We start from the raw sequence: 17,773 nt of genomic DNA, 5'->3' as shown, positions 1-17,773 counted from the left end.
GACGCGAGCGCGCGCCCGTTTTGAAACGAATGGCGCACAATGTGGGCGGGAGGTGACACACTGAGTTGGGCACACGAGCACATGAACGGAAGCACAGCGAAGCACACGAGTAAAGGAGCGTCATGACGGGCTTGATCAGCGCGATGGAAGGATTCTGCGTCATCGGCATCGTGATCGCGGTCGGCTACGTCGCCGCGCGCATGCAGATCGGCGGCCCACAGGCGCAGTACGTGCTCAACCGCTTGAGCTTCTTCGTCGCAAGCCCCTGCCTGATGTTCGATATCCTCGCCGATGAGAAAATGGGCGAGATCTTCCACCCGTCGATCTTCGTCGCGTTCTTCTCGGCCGTGGCCGTGGGCGTCGTCTTCCTGATCCTCAACGCGTGCTTCTTCCATCTGAAGGCGCCCGACGCGACGATCGGCGTCCTCAACTCCCTGTATCTGAACTCGAACAACATCGGCCTGCCGATCGCCACCTACATCCTCGGCAACCCCGCGCTCGTCGCGCCGATCCTCGTCATGCAGCAGGCGGTGTTCACGCCGATTGGCCTGACGGTGCTCGATGCGACGACGAAAGGCCAGGTCTCGGCGAAGACGATCCTCAAGCAGCCGTTGCACCAACCGCTGCTCATCGGCACGGTGCTCGGCATCCTCGTCTCCGTGCTCAACGCGCAGTTCGGTTTCGCGGTCGTGCCCGACTACATCCGCAACCCGATCAGCATGATCGGCGCGTCCGCGGTTCCGATGATCCTGATGGCCTTCGGAATGTCGCTGCACGGTACGAAACCGATGCAGAACAAGAGCAACCGTCCGGCAATCGTCACCGTCGCCGTGCTGAAGAACGTCATGATGCCGATCATCGCGTTCCTGCTCGCCTACTTCGTGATGGGCTTCCGCGGCCCGGTGCTGTACGCGTGCGTCGTGCTCGCCGCGCTGCCGACCGGCCAGAACGTCTACAATTACGCGGCGCGTTACAATGTGGGCCTCACCTTCGCACGCGACGGCATCCTCGTCTCGACGGTGACGAGCCCGATCTTCATCGCGATCATCGCGGCAATCCTGAGCTGATGCCCCGAAGCGGGCCGGGCACAGCCGGCGCCGGACATGTGAAGGCCTGCTCCCCGTAGACCAACGCAGCCCAACGCGGCACCTCCGACCCTGGTAGCCGGATTATCGAGGCCGATATCGGCCAGCATCCGCCCCCCCCCGGCAGAGCTATCTGCGTTGAGGGAGTGCCTCTTCTCGAATCCAGCCGAGTACATGATGCTGCCAATGGCGTTATTTGAACGTTTCCATAACCCGATACTCGCGGTTTCCGGAGAAGAGGCACTCCCTCAACGCAGATAGCCTCGCCGGCGCCGAAACTAACACCTTCAATCCCCGACGGCACACCTTCATCGCCCCGTCATGGCTTCATGCTCGTCCCAATGGGAACCCATATGCGCCATCCTCCGTCTCGGATACGCAACCGTTCGCCGGCGGGGAGCTACCGGAAACCAAGCCGTCACACCATTCACGAACGGCATGCGGCGCACGATGCCGCATGCTCAGTCGTCGCGGCGACGGCTGACTGTGTCGAGGCGCGCCGCCGTCCGGTTCGCGCACAGGGCGCCGACGCTGACGAGCGCATAGCACAGCGCGATGCCGAACACGAGCCGCAGCAGCACCGCCGGCGCGGTGAGCGCGGAGCCCAGCAGCGGCAGCATCAGGAACATCGAGCATCCGGCTGCCACGATGATGACCGTGTTGAGCGGCGTGAGCACTTCGCTGAACCGCGCCCGGCGCAATGTGCGCGCGTCGGTGCCTTCGAGGATGAGCATGTGGTATTCCGCCGCCTGGTCGTACACGTTCGCCGACTGCATGATGCCCGAGCTGACCGCAGCGAGCACGGCCGCGAACACGAGCGTCAGCGTGCCTCCGAGCGCGATGTCGTGCATCAGCGTCACGGCTCGGGCGTCCGCGTTGTCACCGGCGGCGAGGATGCCGCACACCGACGTGATGCCGGCGATGAACACGGCGAGCGCGATGCCGGAGACGTTGCGCCACGCGCGTTTCGGATTGTCGAGGATCCTGCGCATCGCGATCATGACGGCCGCGTTCTTCGGGCGGCGGACGCGTGTTTTCGCGACGGCCGTCACGATCCACGAACCGATGAGGTTGAGCAGCATGAAGCAGCCGCCGATGATGCCAAAGGCGATCGCGTAGACGACGATCCTGCCGACCTGCGCGAACAGTTGCAGGCTGTTGAGCATGATGAATCCGCCGATGAGCACGACGACGAAGATGACGGCGCGCCATCCGCTCGGCAGCGTCGAGCCCTGACGCGCGGTGACGCCGAGCGGCGTGATCGCGACGCGGCGCAGCGTGAGCAGCGCGGAGACGAGCGCGAGCAATGCGACGCCGGCCACGGTGCCGACGAGCGCGACGGGGCCGACCCACAGCTGTTCGAACGTGAAGCGGCGGTTCTCGAATGTGAGCATCATGATGAGCGGCATGATCGCGAAGTATCCGCCGATGCCGATGAGCGCGCCGAGCACCGCCTGGCTGACCGCCTCGAACGCCGTCAGACGGGTGACCTGCGACGTCGTCGCGCCGACGAGCCTGAGCGTCGCGAGACGTTCGTCGCGCCGGGTCGCCGCCAATCTGGCCGCCGATCCGGCGAGCGTCGTGAACGGGACGATGAGCAGCACGCACGCGAAGATCGCGAGCGTCACATAGAACTCGCCGTCAGCGCTCACGTTCGCGTGCGATGTGCAGCGCGCCGCATCGAACATGCAGCCCACCGTATGGTCGGGCGACGCACGCCAGATGAAGCCGTGCAGACCGCCGAGGACGGTGAGGAAGATCGCCGTCGCGGCGGCGAAGGCGATGACGGCGAGCATCCCGGTGAAGTCGCCGTCGCCGCGACGACGCGCACGCACGGGCTGCGCGTCCGCCGTGGACGTTGGTTCGACGGCCGCGGCATCAATGGCCGCGCAATCGACAGCTGTATCCCCGCTCGCGATCGATTGCGGCGCGCGCGTCATGTCCGAGGCGCGCGCCGTCGCCGTATCCGCCGTCGATGACGCGGCCGTCGCGGCCGTGCCCGCGGCGCCGTCCGCCGATGTTGGCGACGGTTGCTCCGACACCGTGGTCGCCGGCTGCATATTCGCCGTCGCCATATCCGGCACGGCCGCATTCGCCGTCGGCTGTGCGTCCGATCGCATGTCCCGCCGCACAGTGCGCAGCGATCGTGACATGCCGAACGAACCGCGGTGGAACAGTCTCCAGAGGGCAAACGTGTTCATCGCGCGACTCCTTGCGAAGGATTGCGAGGGAATGAGGAGCCCGGACCGACGGGGACGGCGCCGACGGCCGCCGGCATCGCGCCGCCCATCCGCTGGTTCGCCGCGTCGAGCACGATGCCGTCGCGCATATGGACGGTGCGTCCGCAGAAGGCGGCGATGTTCGGATCGTGCGTGACGAGCACGACTGCGGCGTTGTTCGCGGCCGCCGCCGCCATCAGCAGCTGCATGACGTCGCGGCCGGTGTTCTGGTCGAGCGCGCCGGTCGGCTCGTCGGCGAAGATGATCGCCGGGTTCACGCACAGCGCACGCGCGATCGCGACGCGCTGCATCTGGCCGCCGCTCATCTCGCCGGGTCGGCTGAACATCAGATGGCGCAGGCCGATGCGGTCCAGCCAGGAAAGCGCGCGATCGGTCGCTTCGCGGTACGGCATGCCGGAGAGCATGAGCGGCAGCGCGACGTTCTCGACGGCCGGCAGTTCCGGCAGCAGCTGCCCTGACTGGAAGACGAATCCGAAGGCCTGACGGCGCAATCGTGTGCGTTCGGCCTCGCTGATGCGATCGATGTCGGCGCCGCGGAACATCACGCGGCCGGTCGTCGGCTTCGTGATGCCGGCGAGCACATGCAGCAGCGTCGACTTGCCCGATCCCGACGGTCCCATGATCGCCACGCGCTCGCCTTCGCCGACGAGGAAATTGGCATGGTTGAGCGCCGGCGGCTGCCCCGGCTGGATCGTGCTGCGGGATGTCGCGTTGTAGTCCATGACGAGGTCGATGCCGTGGAGCACCGGCGTCGGCGCCCCCGGCTGCGTGTGCACGGCGCGCGGCTGCTTCGCCGACGGCGCATCGTTGACGCTGAATTGCTGTGACGGGTTCTGTACGTTCATGTTTGCCACAGTATGGCCGGGACGACGGCGCGACCATCATGCATCGGAATGACTTCGCCGCGCGACCCGCGCATATCTCAGCCTTAAGGATGACGCATACGATTGCACCCGGCCCGCGAGTGCCATCCACAGGTGCCAGCCCATGACGACAGCACGCCCCGCGACGTACGCCCACCAATGTGGACTATCGACACCTTTCGTGGACCATCGACACCTTTCGTGGAATATCAACGCTTTTTGTGGATTATCAGCACCTTTCCACACCGCATGTGGATTATCGCCGCGCTTTCCCCACATGCACATCCACAATATGTGGACCATCGATGCTTTCCTCCACCCACGGCGCCCACGGCGCGCGCAGCGTTCGCACTGCGCATACCGCGCACGCCACCCACGGCGTTCACGTCAGCTTCCAGCTGACACGGTGCAGGTCGCTCGGGCCGTATTCGGCGATCGCCGCGCGATGCGCCTTCGAACCGTAGCCTTTGTTGTGCGCCCATCCGTAGCGCGCATAGTCGGGGTTCTCCTCCGTGAGCGCGACCATGAGCCGGTCACGCGTCACCTTCGCGAGCACGGCCGCGGCGGCGACCGAGCAGCACCGCTGGTCGCCTTTGACCCGGGTGACGACGTGCGCGGACACTGGCACGAACGGCGCCTCGAACGATCCGAGCGCCTTCGTGATGTAATCGTTCGGCCCGTCGAGGATCGCGCCGACGCGCATATCACCGCCTTCGACGACGCCGAGCGCATGTTCGACCTCATCGAGCGCACGCAGCGCGGCTACGCCGAGCGCATGCGAGATCCCCCATTCGTCGATCTCCTGATTCGTCGCCGCGCCGACCGCGTACGCATCCACCCACGTCCGCAGCAGCTCGTACAGCGCCTCGCGCCGATGCTCGGTCAGCATCTTCGAATCCGCCAGATACTGCGGCACCGTCCGCTGCGCGCTGTCGAGATCGACGGCGCGGAACGCCGCCGCTCCGACCATGACCGGCCCGGCGAGCGATCCGCGCCCCACTTCGTCGAATCCGACGATGACATCGTATCCATCCGCCGCGAGCCCCCGCTCGAGCTCAAACGTCGGTACTGCGGAAATGCTCATCCCATCCTCGTTTCTGATTGTCTGACGTTCCGGCCGCCACACTGCACGACCACCTGTCACGGCCGCTGCGCGCGCATTATTCCCACTCTGTGCGACCGCCGCGCCGCGCGACCGCCGCCGCACAGTCGCTCCGCGTCATCACCGTGTCATCACCGTGTCATCACCGTGTCATCACCGTGTGCAACCGCCCTGCATCATCGCCGCGCGCGGCCACTCCACGCAATCGTCGCCACGACCATGCCGTCACAACCGCCACGTGCAACCATTCGCCGCAGCAGTCATCATTCGTCATGATTCACGTGAAACGTCACTCACTCGCCTCGCGGTGCGGCACGTCGGCGAAGACATCATGATGCGAGCTCAGCCAACCGATGCGGTTGAGCGGCCAGTACCGCGCGAACGCGACGCCGACGATGTCGCTGATCGGCACGAGCCCGTTGTCGCCATCGTTCTGATGGTATCTGGAATCCGCGGAATTCGAACGGTTGTCGCCCATCACGAACACATGCCCCGGCTTGACGGTCACCTTGAACGGGAAGGCGCTCGGCTGCGTGCCCGGCTTGATGTACGATGTCTCGTCGATGGCGACGCCGTTGATGACGACCGGCGCGCCGTTGCCGTCGCATTCGACGATGTCGCCCGGCAGGCCGATGAGCCGTTTGATCAGATAATCGCTCGAGAACGTCGTCTGTTCGTCGGCGAGCCAATTCGCGGGGTCCTTGAAGACGACGATATCGCCCCGCTTGAGCTTGGTGACGCGCGGCGTGAGCTTCGTCGTCACGACGCGGTCGCCGGGGGCGATCGTGTTCTCCATCGACTTCGACGGGATGACGTACATGCCGAACAGGAACACGCGCAGCAGCACGACGATGACGATCGGCAACGCGCACCACAGCAGGAAATCGCGCACCGTGAACTTCGCGTCCGGCTTGGGTTGATTGGCATGCCGCGCGTTGTACGCGTCGTCGCGGCCGGCGCCGCCCTGCGGCTGCATGGATGCGCCTTCGCCGCCCATATGGGTGCCCTCGGCTGACGAATCGTTGCGCATGGATCTCCTGACTGTTGGCTGCCGTGCTCCCCGCATCCGCATCCCGAAGGCGCGGCTGCGCTGTACGCCATTGTATGACATCGATGGCATAACGGACGCCCCCACGCACAAGCCCATCACATCCCGTCACGGACGGCATCATCGACGTCGACAACGAAAAAGAGGACCCGCAAATGCGGATCCTCCATGACTATGCACGCGCGGCACCGACGTTGAAGTTCGACGCGCGCGGCCGCACTCACTTGGCGGAGTTGTCGCGACGCTCGACGATGCGGGCGGCCTTACCGCGCAGGTTGCGCAGGTAGTAGAGCTTCGCGCGACGCACGCGGCCACGACGGACGACCTTGATCGAGTCGATCGACGGGGAGTGCAGCGGGAAGCGACGCTCGACGCCGGTGCCGAAGCTGATCTTGCGCACGACGAAGGTCTCACGGACGCCCGCGCCCTGACGGGCGATCACCACGCCGGTGAAGGTCTGGATACGGGAGTTGTTGCCTTCCTTGATCTTCACGTTCACGTCGACGGTGTCACCCGGACGGAACGCCGGGATCTCGTCGGCCGGCTTCATGTGCTTGGCGTCGAATGCCTCAATAGCGTTAACCATGGTTGTTCCTCGCTCGCTGCCGCATATCAGCGCAGTGGTTGGGGCGGCGGTCACATCGACGCCGCCTGGATTCCGTGGACCGCTGCGGCCCACGCTGCCAATCCGCCGAAAGTCATGTTCGGCTGGACCTGAAGATGCAGGGGGTTATGCGGCACCCCGCGCATCGGCACAACGTTCAGCATTGTACACACGGCCCTGAACAGCTTCTACGACGTCGGCCGGGCATCCGCAACCGCTGCGGAGACGCCGGGGCGCCGCTGCGCCGCTACGGTGACGCTGTGCCGCTACTGTGGCGACATCCTATAGGTGGCATCACTCACAAACAGCCATCCTCCACTGGCCCCAACAGCATTCTGTAGGTGGCATCACTCACAGACGGCCATTCATCGTTGCTGCGACGACATCCTGTAGGTGAAGCTACTCACAGACGGCCATTGGCAGCTGTCATCGGCCAATCGAAGCAGGCGGAGAACGCAAAAAGGTGCACAGCCCATACTGGGCCATGCACCTTATGCATCAGTCGGCGGGCATTGCTGCCGCAGCAGCCGCAGCTCAGCCGCCTCTCAGCCGTCGCAGCAGCCGCCACAACCGCAGGTCAGCCGCAGCCGCAGCAGCCGCCATCGCGGCGCGGGATGCGGATCAGAACTCGCGGACCTTGCGGTAGAAGTTGATCAGGCTGCGCGTGGACGCGTCCTGGGCGGCGAGCGCCTCGTCGTTCTGCGAGATCGCCGGCGTGATCTCCTTCGCGAGCTGCTTGCCGAGCTCGACGCCCCACTGATCGTAGGAGTCGAGGCCCCAGACGGTGCCCTCGACGAAGGTGATGTGCTCGTAGAGCGCGATCAGCTCGCCGAGCGCGAACGGATCGAGACGGACGCCCATGATCGACGTCGTCGGACGGTTGCCGGTGAACACGCGGGCCGGGACGATGTCCTCAGGCGTGCCCTCGGCGCGCACCTCGTCGGCGGTCTTGCCGAAGGCGAGCGCCTTCGTCTGCGCGAAGTAGTTGCCGAGCAGCAGCTCGTGCATGTCCTGATCGCCGTCCTTGAGCGGGTTCGGCGTGTTCGCGAAGGCGATGAAGTCGGCCGGGATGAGCTGCGTGCCCTGATGGATCAGCTGGAAGAACGCGTGCTGGCCGTTCGTGCCCGGCTCGCCCCAGAAGATCTCGCCGGTCTCGGTCGTCACCGGCGTGCCGTCCCAGCGCACGGACTTGCCGTTGGATTCCATCGTCAGCTGCTGCAGGTACGCCGGGAAGCGGTGCAGGTACTGGTCGTACGGGAGCACAGCGTGCGAGGCGACCTTGTAGAAGTTGCGGTACCAGACGTTGAGCATGCCCATGAGCACGACGACGTTCTTCTCGAACGGCGTGTTCTTGAAGTACTCGTCGATCTGGTGGAAGCCGTTGAGGAACTCCTCGAAGCGGGCCGGTCCGAAGACGATCGCCAGCGTCAGGCCGACGGCGGAATCGACGGAGTAGCGGCCGCCGACCCAATCCCAGAAGCCGAAGGCGTTCTTCGGGTCGATGCCGAATTCCTTGACGCGCTCGAGGTTCGTCGAGACGGCGACGAAGTGCTTCTCCACGGCCTCGGCCTTCTGCTCGCCGGTGCCGTCGATCGCGCCGGAGGCCTGCAGCTCCTCGAGGAGCCATGCGCGCGCCTCACGCGCGTTCGTCAGCGTCTCGAGCGTGCCGAAGGTCTTCGAGACGACGACGAAGAGCGTCGTCTCCGGGTCGAGGTCGCGCGTCTTCTCGGCGATGTCGTTCGGGTCGATGTTGGAGACGTAGCGCGCCTTGATGCCGGCGTCCGCGAACGGCTTGAGCGCCTCGTACGCCATGACGGGGCCCAGGTCGGAGCCGCCGATGCCGATGTTGACGACGGTGTCGATCTCCTTGCCGGTGACGCCCTTCCATTCGCCGCTGCGGACCTTGTCGGCGAACGCGTACATGCGGTCGAGGGTCTCACGGACGTCCTTGACGGTGTCCTGGCCGTCGACGACGTACTTGCCCTCGTCCTCGGCCGGGCGGCGCAGCGCGGTGTGCAGCACGGCGCGGTCCTCGGTGTTGTTGATGTGCACGCCGGTGTACATCTGCTCGGTGCGCTCGGCGAGCTTGACCTCATCGGCGAGCTCGGCGAACAGCTTGAGCGTCTCCGGCTTGATCAGGTTCTTGGAAAGATCGAAATGCAGCGTGCCCGCGTCGAAGGACAGCGCATCCACACGGTTCTCGTCCTCGGCGAACCACTTCTTGAGGTCGACCCCTTCGGTCTGCATGTCGTCGTAGTGACGCTGCAGCTTGGCCCACGCCTCGGTCTGGGTGGCGTCGACTGGAGGATTGATTGCCATTGTTGGTCCTTTCATCATCATCTTCTGCAAAGCGCGTGCTGCGTTGGCGCCGTCCGCGCCGCCGTCAGTCGGCATACGTTTGCAACGCTTCACAGAACACACACACTACTCACGAAAGAAGACAGTGCCGCACGCCGATATGCCGGCCCGGCCGACGCGATGCGCGAGGCGCTCATTGCTTAACGACGTTAACCGAAAACGGCACCACGCCGCCGCTGACGCATGGCACAGCCACGTCGGCGCGCGATGCGGCCGACCCGACGCATGCGCCGGCGGCTACAGCAGCTCGTCGGCGCCCGACTCCGCCAGATGCTTGACCATCGCCTTGACCTCCTGACTGCGGGCGCGCGGCGCGACGAGCAGCGCGTCGGGGGTGTCGACGACGACCATGTCGTTGACGCCGAGCAGCGCGACCGTGCGCTCGCCCCCGGCGACGATGACGTCGCCGGCCGAGTCGAGCGTCGCGACGTCGTCGAGCGAACCGAGCACCTTGTTGTTGCGTTCGTCGACGCTCGGCAGCAGCGCGGCGACCGAGTTGAAGTCGCCGACGTCGTCCCATCCGAAGTCGCCCGGGATCATCGCGACGCCGCCCTCGACGGAGAGCGGCTCGGCGACGGCGTAGTCGAAGGCGATCTTCTCCAGCGACGGCCAGTGCTTCGCCATCGCCGCGTCGCGGTGCGCGTGGAAGTCCTCGCGGTGCACGCTCTCGCGCGGGTTCTCGCCCTGCGCGCGCGCCGTCTCGACGGCCGCCGCGTAGGCGTGGTCGTCGTCGACGATCGCATCGGCGATCGCGTCGATCGCGCGCGCGAGCCGCGGCTTCTCCTTGTGCAGATGGTCCATCAACACGCTCGCGCGCATGACGAACATGCCGGCGTTCCAACGGTATTCGCCAGTCGACAGGTACGCCTGCGCGGTGACGGCGTTCGGCTTCTCGACGAAGCGTTCGACGAGCGTCGCGTCCGGCGCGTCCGGGATCTGCGCGGCGAGCGAACCGCCTTCGTGGATGTAGCCGAAGGCCGTCGACGGGCGGGACGCGGCGATGCCGATCGTCGTGACGTAGCCGGCGCGCGCGGTCTGCACGGCCTGGCGCACCGCCTCTATGAACGCGAGCTTGCCGCGGATGACATGGTCGGCGGCGAAGGATCCGACGATGATGTCGTCGCCGTGGCGACGCATCAGCACGGCCGTCGCGAGCGCGATCGCAGCCGTCGAGTCGCGCGGCGACGGCTCGGCGAAGATATGCTCGGCGCTGAGTTCCGGCAGCTGTTCGCGCACGGCGGCGACATGGCGTTCGCCGGTGCTCACGCACACATGGTCGATGCCGCAGATCGCGGCGAGCCGGTCGAAGGTCGTCTGGATGAGCGTGCGCCCCTGGCCGAGCATGTCAAAGAGGAACTTCGGCCTGCCTTCACGGCTCAGCGGCCACAGCCTCGTGCCGGTGCCGCCCGCGGGGATGATGGCGTAGAAATCGTCGAATCCGTTACTCATGCCGTTCATCTTACACAAGCGCGCGGCGCCTCTCCCCTTGCGCCGCCTCGCCTCGCGCGCCCTTCGCGAGCCGTTCGGCCGGCCGCGGGCGCCGGCGTCCGCGGCGGCGCGACACGCCCGACACACGCGAATTGCGCAATCGTAGGACATCGACTACACTCACCATCTTGTGCACTAAGCACGCCACTTTAGCTCAGTCGGTAGAGCGGCTCACTCGTAATGAGCAGGTCGACAGTTCGATTCTGTCAAGTGGCTCCACTGCCCTAGGCCCACAAGCCTAGGGTTTTTGTTTTCCGGCCGCCGGCATGCGCCGTGCGGCACCGGGAAGCGAAACGGTGCAGTGACGCGCGAGTGGCGTAATTGGTAGCCGCGCAGGATTTAGGTTCCTGTGTCCTCGACGTGCGGGTTCGAGTCCCGTCTCGCGCACGCGAACCACCCATCGTCCCTTTCGCGTACCCATCCGCCTATCCGCGACCGAGGCCACCATGCTCACGCTGCTCCAGCCCATCGCCTTGCTGGGCATCATCGTCGTCGGCTATCTGTTCAAGCGCGCCGGCCTGTTCGGCCAGCGCGACTACCGCATCATCCAGGTCGTATTGTTCGACCTCGTCCTTCCCGGCGCGATCATCCACTCGTTCGCGAAGAACCCGCACGACCTGTCGCTGCTGTGGTTGTCCGCCTACGGCTTCGTCGTCGCACTGGTCCCGGTCGTCGTCATCTACCTGGCGACGTCGCGCCGCCCGATCGCGTCCCGAGCGTTCCTGATGCTCAACGCGTCCGGACTGAACATCGGCTGCTTCTGCTTCCCGGTCGTGCAGGCCTTCCTTGGCTCGGGCGCCGTCGTGCCGGCCGCGATGTTCGACATCGGCAACTGCATCATGGTGGCCGCCGGCACGAACGTGATGACGCAGACGCTGCTGCACATCCGCCCCGGGCGCACGCTCGCCGAGCAGGGCGCCGGCGGCGCGCCGACGCTGCCGTATGAGAAGCCGACCGACCCCGACGCGAAGCGGCTCGCGCGCCGCGCGCTGCGCCGCACGGTCCTCAAGGGCTTCTTCGGATCGGTGCCCTTCGACGTCTACGTCGTCATGATCGCGCTGACGGCGACCGGCGTGACGCTGCCCGTCTGGTTCGCCGACCTGTTCGCGCCGCTGGCGAACGCAAACGCCTTCGTCGCGATGCTGATGGTCGGCATGCTGATGGACGTGCCCTCCGGCCGCCGCGACGTCCTCGCCGTGCTGCGCGTCATCGCCTGGCGACTGCCCTTCGGGATCCTGTTCGCGCTCGCGGCATGGTTCCTGCTGCCCTTCGGCCCGATGGTCCGCGAGGCGACGATGATGTGCTGCCTGGCGCCGATCGCCGTCTTCTCGACATTGTTCACCGACGAGGTGCTCGGCAACGCGAAGCTCGCCGGATTCTCGCTCGCCGTGACCGCCGCCCTCAGCATCCTGCTGATGACCGGCGCGCATATGCTCATCGCCGCCGGGGCACTGTGAGATCATGCGCGGATATGCGCCGCTTTGTGCGCATATGGCGGCTTCCTCGTCGTCCGTCACGCTCCACGCGACACTATCTGCGTTGAGGGAGAGCAACTTCTCCGATATGGGCGGGTATCGGTGGTTTGCGGCGCTGGGAATCCGCGGTTGTTGGAGGCCATACTTGCCGTTTTGGCAAAAGTTGCTCTCCCTCAACGCAGATAGGGCCGCAGACGGGCGTGAACAGGCCCGACGACGGCTTCCCGCCACCCCGGAAGCGACTCAGCAGCGACTCTGCCCCGACTCAGGCCCGTCAGCCAAGGACCTTCTTCAGCGCGTTCCTGAGCGCAAGGCGCGCGCGGCCCACCGGCATCGTGAACTCGCCGACGAGCTCCTCCACATGGCCGTTGAAGCCCTGCTTGAACTCGAGCACGCCGTGCCCTTCGCTGTCCGGATCGTCGAAGACGCCGTCGATGCCGTAGAAGTTGTAGCGCGTGATGCCCTTGTCGAGGCACAGTTTGACCATCGCCTCGTGCTGGATCAGCGCGCTCGCGTAGAACGGCTTGTATTCCTCGACGCTGCCCGAGTACAGGTAGACGGTCTCGTTCGGATGCGTCACGAACAGCGAGCACGCGGCCGGCAGCATCGCGCCGCGCGCCCTGAGCGCGCGGGCGGCGTCGAGGCGCTTGCGTGCCGCCTTGAGATTGCTTGATTCCTCGTTGTGGCGGCGGCGCAGCTTCGTCGTCTCGCGCTGCGCGAGCTTCTCCTCGAGGCCGGCGACGAGCTCCTCAAGCCGCTGCGCCTTGCGCCGCATCGATTCCTCGTATGCGGCCGTGTCGATGGAGGCGATGAGGAAATGCGCCCGGTCGCCGAACGCGGCCGCGAAATCACGGAAATACTGTTCGCCGCGGTAGGCGAAGTGGCGCCGCTGCGCCGTCTGCCGTTCGATATTGGCGAAGACGCGCAGTTCGTCCGCGCCGGCCTCATGGACGACGACGCCCATCGACCGCGCGCGTTCGATGCTCCACTGCGTGCGTTTCGCATACGACTTGAGCAGCGCGTCGGCCGTGTCGTAGGGCGCGAGGTCCTTGACGTACACCCAGCGGTTGATGACGCTGTCATAGCCGCGGGTAAGCGGCCGATGACTCCAGCCGAGGTCCTCGAAGGCGCGCAGATACCCGTCGCGGGGCGCCTCGGTCGGCGTGCCGTCCGACGCGTGCAGCCGGTAGACCAGATTCGGCCACGCCGCCACCTCGATCGCATGGTTCCTTTTCGCGTCCGCGCGGATCGCATTGCTCAGGGCGGACAGCATCGGCGTGTCATCGGGGTCGCAGATCGGACCGAGCCAGATCGATCCGGACATGCCGAAACGGCTCGGCGTGTAGGCGATCATCGCCCCGGCGACCACATGGCCGTCGGCGTCCCTGAGCCCCACGTTCGAGCAGACGGAGCCGTGCCGGGCCGCGAGCGCCGCCATCCGCGAGCTCTGCTGGAAGTTGCCGAGCGGGTCGCGGGCGCTGAGTTCATCGAGTTGTTCGGCGGTCAGCCGCACCGCCTTCCATCGGCTCCGCGCGGCCGCGCCGGCGGTGCCATCGGTATCGTTCGCAGTCATAAGGCCATCAGTGTATCGGCCCCGTATGGCGCGAACGGCGGCTCAACCGCGCAGTTTATGGACAAACTGCTCGAGTTTGTACATATTCGGCCGCAATACGCGCATGAATTCGCCGGGCAGCTCCTCGACGTAGCCTTCGAAGCCCTGCTTGAACTCGAGCACGCCGCGGCCTTCGCCGTCCGGATCGTCGAAGACGCCGTCGATGCCGTAGAAGTTGTAGCGCGTCACGCCGCGTTCGACGCACAGGTGCAGCATCGCCTCGTACTGGATCAATGCGCTCGCGTAGAACGGCTTGTATTCCTCGACGCTGCCGGAGAACAGGTAGACGGTCTCCTGCGGCATCGTCACGAACATCGACGCGGCGACCGGGATGAACGCGCCGCGTTCGAGCAATGTGGCCGCCTCCTCGTAGCGTTTCGTCGCCGCGGCGAGGTTGTTCGACTCCTCGTTGTGCCGTCGGCGCAGCTTCGTCGTTTCGCGCTGGGCGAGTTTGGCGTCGAGGTCGTCGACGAGCCGCTGCAAGTCGTCGCGTTTGCGCCGCATCGCGTCATGGTAGGCCTGCGTGTCGATCCGAGCGACGAGGAAGTGCACGTCGTCGCCGAAGGCCTCGGCGAAACGGCGGAAGTACTGTTCGCCGCGGTACTCGAAATGACGGCGTTCCGCCGTCTGCTGTTCGATCGCCGCGAAGACGCCGAGTTCGTCGGGGCCGACGTGGCGCACTTCGACGCCCATCGACTGCGCGCGTTTGACGCTCCACTGCGTGCGTTTGCTGAAGGTCTTGAGCAGCGCCGCGCCGTCGTCGACGCCGTCGAGGTCCTTGAGGAAGCGCCAGCGCGGCACCGCCGTGTAGCCGCGTGTGAATCCGCCGTGCGTCATGCCGGCGGCCTCGAGGTTCTCCATCATCGCCGCGTCGGGCGCACCCTGGGGCCCGGGCAGCGGTTCGCCCTGCGCGTCGCGCAGTCGGTACGGCTGTTCGGGCGTGATGTCGAGGTGCACGGCGTGGCGGCGGCGTTTCGCCATCGCGGCGATGCGATCGAGGAAGAAGACCGTGAGTTCGCGGTCGTCGAGGTCGCACAACGGGCCGTCGGCGATCGTGCTGAAGGCGGTGGGGGCCGATCCGTGCGTGACGACGAGCGCGGCCGCGACGAGCGTGCCGTCCTCGCGCACGCCGACGTAGTCGACCGTCTGGCCCTGGGCGACCCGCAGATCGGCCATCATCACGGTCTGCTGGAAATTGCCGTGCCGGGCGTGCGCCGCGAAACCGGCGAACTCGTCACGGGTCAGATCGGCGAACACGAACTGCCGCATCACAAAAACCTCCACTCATCGGCGCATCCGGGCGCCGGGACGCGGCACGCGCCGCATCCACGAACGAACAACAAGAACAAAGAAAAACGGATCGAATGGACGGGGGGCGCCGGACGGTCCGACGGCCATACCTGCCCGGCGGGGCATGCGCGCGGACCACGCATGTCCCATGCGACGCTCAGAGCAGCGCCTCGATCGCCGGCACGAGCGCGCGCAGCGCCTTGCCGCGGTGCGAGATCGCGTTCTTCTGCTCCGGCGTCATCTGCGCGCTCGTGAGCAGCTCGCCGCTCGCGACCGCGTCGGCCGGCTGGTCGTCGGGCATGAAGATCGGGTCGTAGCCGAAGCCGTTCGCGCCATGCGGCGCGCGCACGATTGTGCCCGCCATCTCGCCGAGCACGACGGTCTCGCGCGCGTCCACGAGGCCGTCGCCGTCGCCGGCGGCGTCGGAATCGGCCACCGGCGCGACGAGCGCGGCCGCGCAGCGGAAGCGGGCGGTGCGGTCGTCGTCCGGGATGTCCTCGATCTGCGCGAGCAGCAGCCGGTTGTTGGCCTCGTCGTTGCCGTGCTCGCCGCTCCAGCGCGCCGAGAGGATGCCCGGCGCGTTGCCCATGACGTCGACGATCAGCCCCGAATCGTCGGCGATCGCCGGCAGGCCGGTGCGCAACGCCACGAAGCGCGCCTTGAGCAGCGCGTTCGCCTCGAAGGTGACGCCGGTCTCCACCGGATCGGGCAGCCCCAGCGAGCCTGCGGACACGAGTTCGATGCCGTCTGCGCGGCCGCCGAGCCGTTCGGCGAGGATGGCGCGGATCTCCACGAGTTTGCCTTCGTTATGCGTCGCCACGACGATCTTCATGGCGCTCCTTTCCTACGATGTCTTACGATGTCTTACGATGTCCCGATGTCCCGATGTCCCGATGTCCTACGGTGTCCGCGTGTTTCCGCGGCCGCGTCGGCCGGCGCTCACTCGGCGGCGCCGAGTTCCTCGAGCGCGGCGCGCTGCGCGGCCTGCAGCTCGCGGTTGCCCTTCGTCGCCAAGTCGAGCAGCACGTCGAGCTCGTCGCGGGAGAACGGACGGTGCTCGGCCGTGCCCTGGATCTCGATGAACTCGCCCGAGCCGGTCATCGCGACGTTCATGTCGGTCATCGCGCGGCTGTCCTCGAGATACGGCAGGTCGAGCATCGGACGGCCGTCGATGACGCCGACCGACACGGCGGAGACGCTGTCCTTGATCACGCGCTTTGCGCTGCGGATGCGGCGGTTCCTCTGCGCCCAGCGCAACGCGTCGACCATCGCCACGTACGCGCCGGTGATCGACGCGGTGCGCGTGCCGCCGTCGGCCTGCAGCACATCGCAGTCGAGCTGGATCTGGTTCTCGCCGAGCGCCTTCATGTCGACGACGCCGCGCAGGCAGCGGCCGATGAGGCGGCTGATCTCATGCGTGCGGCCGCCGACCTTGCCGCGCACCGACTCGCGGTCGGTGCGTTCGGCGGTCGCGCGCGGCAGCATCGAGTATTCGGCCGTCACCCAGCCCAGACCGCTGTCCTTGCGCCAGCGCGGCACGCCCTGCGTGAACGTGGCCGTGCACATGACGCGCGTGTTGCCGCATTCGATGAGCACCGAGCCCTCCGGGACGTCGGTGAACGCGCGCGTGATCCGCACCGGCCGCAGCTCGTCGCTCTGCCGCCCGTCGGGACGGATGACGGTTGTCGAACTGATCATGTCCTTGATTTCCATGCTGTGGCTTCCTTCGGATTGCCGATGCCGCCATCGGCGCGCGGCGCGCGGCGACGTGTCTGCTGTTGCTTCGCTACCGATGATAGCCGCAGATGCTCCCGCCGATCACGCTCCGCCGCCGGCGAGCGCCCGCGCCGGCATCGCGCGGTCGATGATGCACACGAGCGCGCCGACGACGAGGAACGCGGCGACGACCTTGAGGCATGCGACGCCGAAGTTCGCCCAGCCGATCGCCGGCAGGTCGAGGAATTCGTACGGGTACGGGCTGCCGCCGGCGCCGGGGCCGACGCCCTGCGGCCACCACCATGCGCGCGCGAGCACGAAGACCAGATAGAGCGGCGGGTAGATGAGCCACAGCAGCGGATAGGTCGGCTTGTAGCGGCGGTGGACGTCGAAGACGAGGAAATCGACGACGACCATGATCGGCACGATGCGGTGCAGCATCGTGTTCGTCATGATGCCGAAGATCTGCGGCACATAGCGCGGGTCGTCGGGAGGCAGCATGAAGAACGCGACGAGCGCGACGACGACGGCGTAGGTCGTCGCCATCCCCTTGAGCCACGCCGGCGGCTGCTCGCCGTGCACGAGTGACGCGGCGCCCGCCCACAGCATGACGAAGGCGATGAGCGCGCCGGTCTGGAACGTGAAGTACACCCAACGGTTCGGCACCGTCCACGCCTCGGACGTGCCCATGATGCACAGCGCGGCGATCGCCAGCCGCCAGATTCCCGCAATGAAACGCATGTCCCCAGCATACCGGCTGCGGCGGGGTCGACGCCGCGCGGACGCGCGACGGGGATGCATCGCCTCGGGCGCCGTCCACGACGCCGGTCGCGGCGCGCCGGGCGCCGCATGAGGCGCCATGGGTTGGCACGAGCGGACGCCCGCGCGGCGC

14 protein-coding genes and 2 tRNA genes are annotated in these 17,773 nt (G+C 66.7%); 4 read left to right on the top strand and 12 right to left on the bottom strand.

The genetic code is table 11. From position 1 onward, the window contains the following. The first annotated feature begins 122 nt into the window (after positions 1-122). Complete coding sequence (locus B1400_RS06005) at positions 123-1,067, top strand: AEC family transporter (protein WP_095613522.1); 945 nt, start codon at positions 123-125, stop codon at positions 1,065-1,067. 479 nt (positions 1,068-1,546) lie between these two features. On the opposite strand, the gene B1400_RS06000 is transcribed toward B1400_RS06005, so the two are convergent. The 7 genes from B1400_RS06000 to B1400_RS05970 all read right to left on the bottom strand — a co-directional run bounded on the left by B1400_RS06000 (position 1,547) and on the right by B1400_RS05970 (position 10,749). Further along, complete coding sequence (locus tag B1400_RS06000; protein ID WP_235607354.1) at positions 1,547-3,205, bottom strand: FtsX-like permease family protein; 1,659 nt, start codon at positions 3,203-3,205, stop codon at positions 1,547-1,549. 77 nt (positions 3,206-3,282) lie between these two features. Next, positions 3,283-4,170, bottom strand: coding sequence for an ABC transporter ATP-binding protein (locus tag B1400_RS05995; protein ID WP_095613521.1), 888 nt, complete (start codon positions 4,168-4,170; stop codon positions 3,283-3,285). Positions 4,171-4,570: 400 nt separating this feature from the next. Further along, complete coding sequence (locus B1400_RS05990) at positions 4,571-5,272, bottom strand: ribonuclease HII (RefSeq protein ID WP_095613520.1); 702 nt, start codon at positions 5,270-5,272, stop codon at positions 4,571-4,573. 307 nt (positions 5,273-5,579) lie between these two features. After that, positions 5,580-6,287 carry a signal peptidase I gene (gene lepB, locus B1400_RS05985; RefSeq protein ID WP_095613535.1) on the bottom strand — a complete coding sequence of 236 codons (708 nt, stop codon included), beginning with the start codon at positions 6,285-6,287 and terminating at the stop codon, positions 5,580-5,582. A 271-nt stretch (positions 6,288-6,558) separates the two neighbouring features. After that, positions 6,559-6,924, bottom strand: a complete 366-nt coding sequence (gene rplS / locus B1400_RS05980) for a 50S ribosomal protein L19 (protein ID WP_026644690.1) — start codon at positions 6,922-6,924, stop codon at positions 6,559-6,561. A 639-nt stretch (positions 6,925-7,563) separates the two neighbouring features. Further along, positions 7,564-9,261, bottom strand: coding sequence for a glucose-6-phosphate isomerase (gene pgi / locus B1400_RS05975; protein WP_095613519.1), 1,698 nt, complete (start codon positions 9,259-9,261; stop codon positions 7,564-7,566). A gap of 276 nt (positions 9,262-9,537) precedes the next feature. After that, positions 9,538-10,749, bottom strand: coding sequence for a mannose-1-phosphate guanylyltransferase (locus B1400_RS05970; RefSeq protein ID WP_095613518.1), 1,212 nt, complete (start codon positions 10,747-10,749; stop codon positions 9,538-9,540). A gap of 182 nt (positions 10,750-10,931) precedes the next feature. Here B1400_RS05970 and B1400_RS05965 point away from each other — a divergent pair. The 3 genes from B1400_RS05965 (at position 10,932) to B1400_RS05955 (ending at position 12,245) form a co-directional block, all read left to right on the top strand. Further along, a tRNA-Thr gene (locus B1400_RS05965) sits at positions 10,932-11,007 on the top strand. Positions 11,008-11,094: 87 nt separating this feature from the next. Beyond that, a tRNA-Leu gene (locus B1400_RS05960) sits at positions 11,095-11,175 on the top strand. 59 nt (positions 11,176-11,234) lie between these two features. Further along, positions 11,235-12,245 (top strand): AEC family transporter, encoded by a 1,011-nt coding sequence (locus B1400_RS05955; RefSeq protein WP_095613517.1) that lies wholly within the window; start codon positions 11,235-11,237, stop codon positions 12,243-12,245. 292 nt (positions 12,246-12,537) lie between these two features. Here B1400_RS05955 and B1400_RS05950 read toward each other — a convergent pair whose 3' ends face one another. From B1400_RS05950 to B1400_RS05930, 5 genes are all read right to left on the bottom strand, one after another. Continuing rightward, positions 12,538-13,836 carry a peptidoglycan bridge formation glycyltransferase FemA/FemB family protein gene (locus B1400_RS05950; RefSeq protein WP_095613516.1) on the bottom strand — a complete coding sequence of 433 codons (1,299 nt, stop codon included), beginning with the start codon at positions 13,834-13,836 and terminating at the stop codon, positions 12,538-12,540. Positions 13,837-13,878: 42 nt separating this feature from the next. Continuing rightward, positions 13,879-15,144, bottom strand: a complete 1,266-nt coding sequence (locus B1400_RS05945) for an aminoacyltransferase (RefSeq protein ID WP_095613515.1) — start codon at positions 15,142-15,144, stop codon at positions 13,879-13,881. A gap of 178 nt (positions 15,145-15,322) precedes the next feature. Then, on the bottom strand, positions 15,323-15,997 hold the full coding sequence (locus B1400_RS05940; protein ID WP_095613514.1) for a non-canonical purine NTP pyrophosphatase: 675 nt from the start codon (positions 15,995-15,997) through the stop codon (positions 15,323-15,325). A 107-nt stretch (positions 15,998-16,104) separates the two neighbouring features. Next, complete coding sequence (gene rph / locus B1400_RS05935) at positions 16,105-16,878, bottom strand: ribonuclease PH (protein WP_095613513.1); 774 nt, start codon at positions 16,876-16,878, stop codon at positions 16,105-16,107. A 105-nt stretch (positions 16,879-16,983) separates the two neighbouring features. Beyond that, complete coding sequence (locus B1400_RS05930) at positions 16,984-17,622, bottom strand: Pr6Pr family membrane protein (RefSeq protein ID WP_095613512.1); 639 nt, start codon at positions 17,620-17,622, stop codon at positions 16,984-16,986. Between the last annotated feature and the right edge of the window lie 151 nt (positions 17,623-17,773).

The organism is Bifidobacterium italicum (genome assembly GCF_002286915.1).
Lineage (GTDB): Bacteria > Actinomycetota > Actinomycetes > Actinomycetales > Bifidobacteriaceae > Bifidobacterium > Bifidobacterium italicum.
This window is presented reverse-complemented; position numbering and strand designations above follow the sequence as displayed.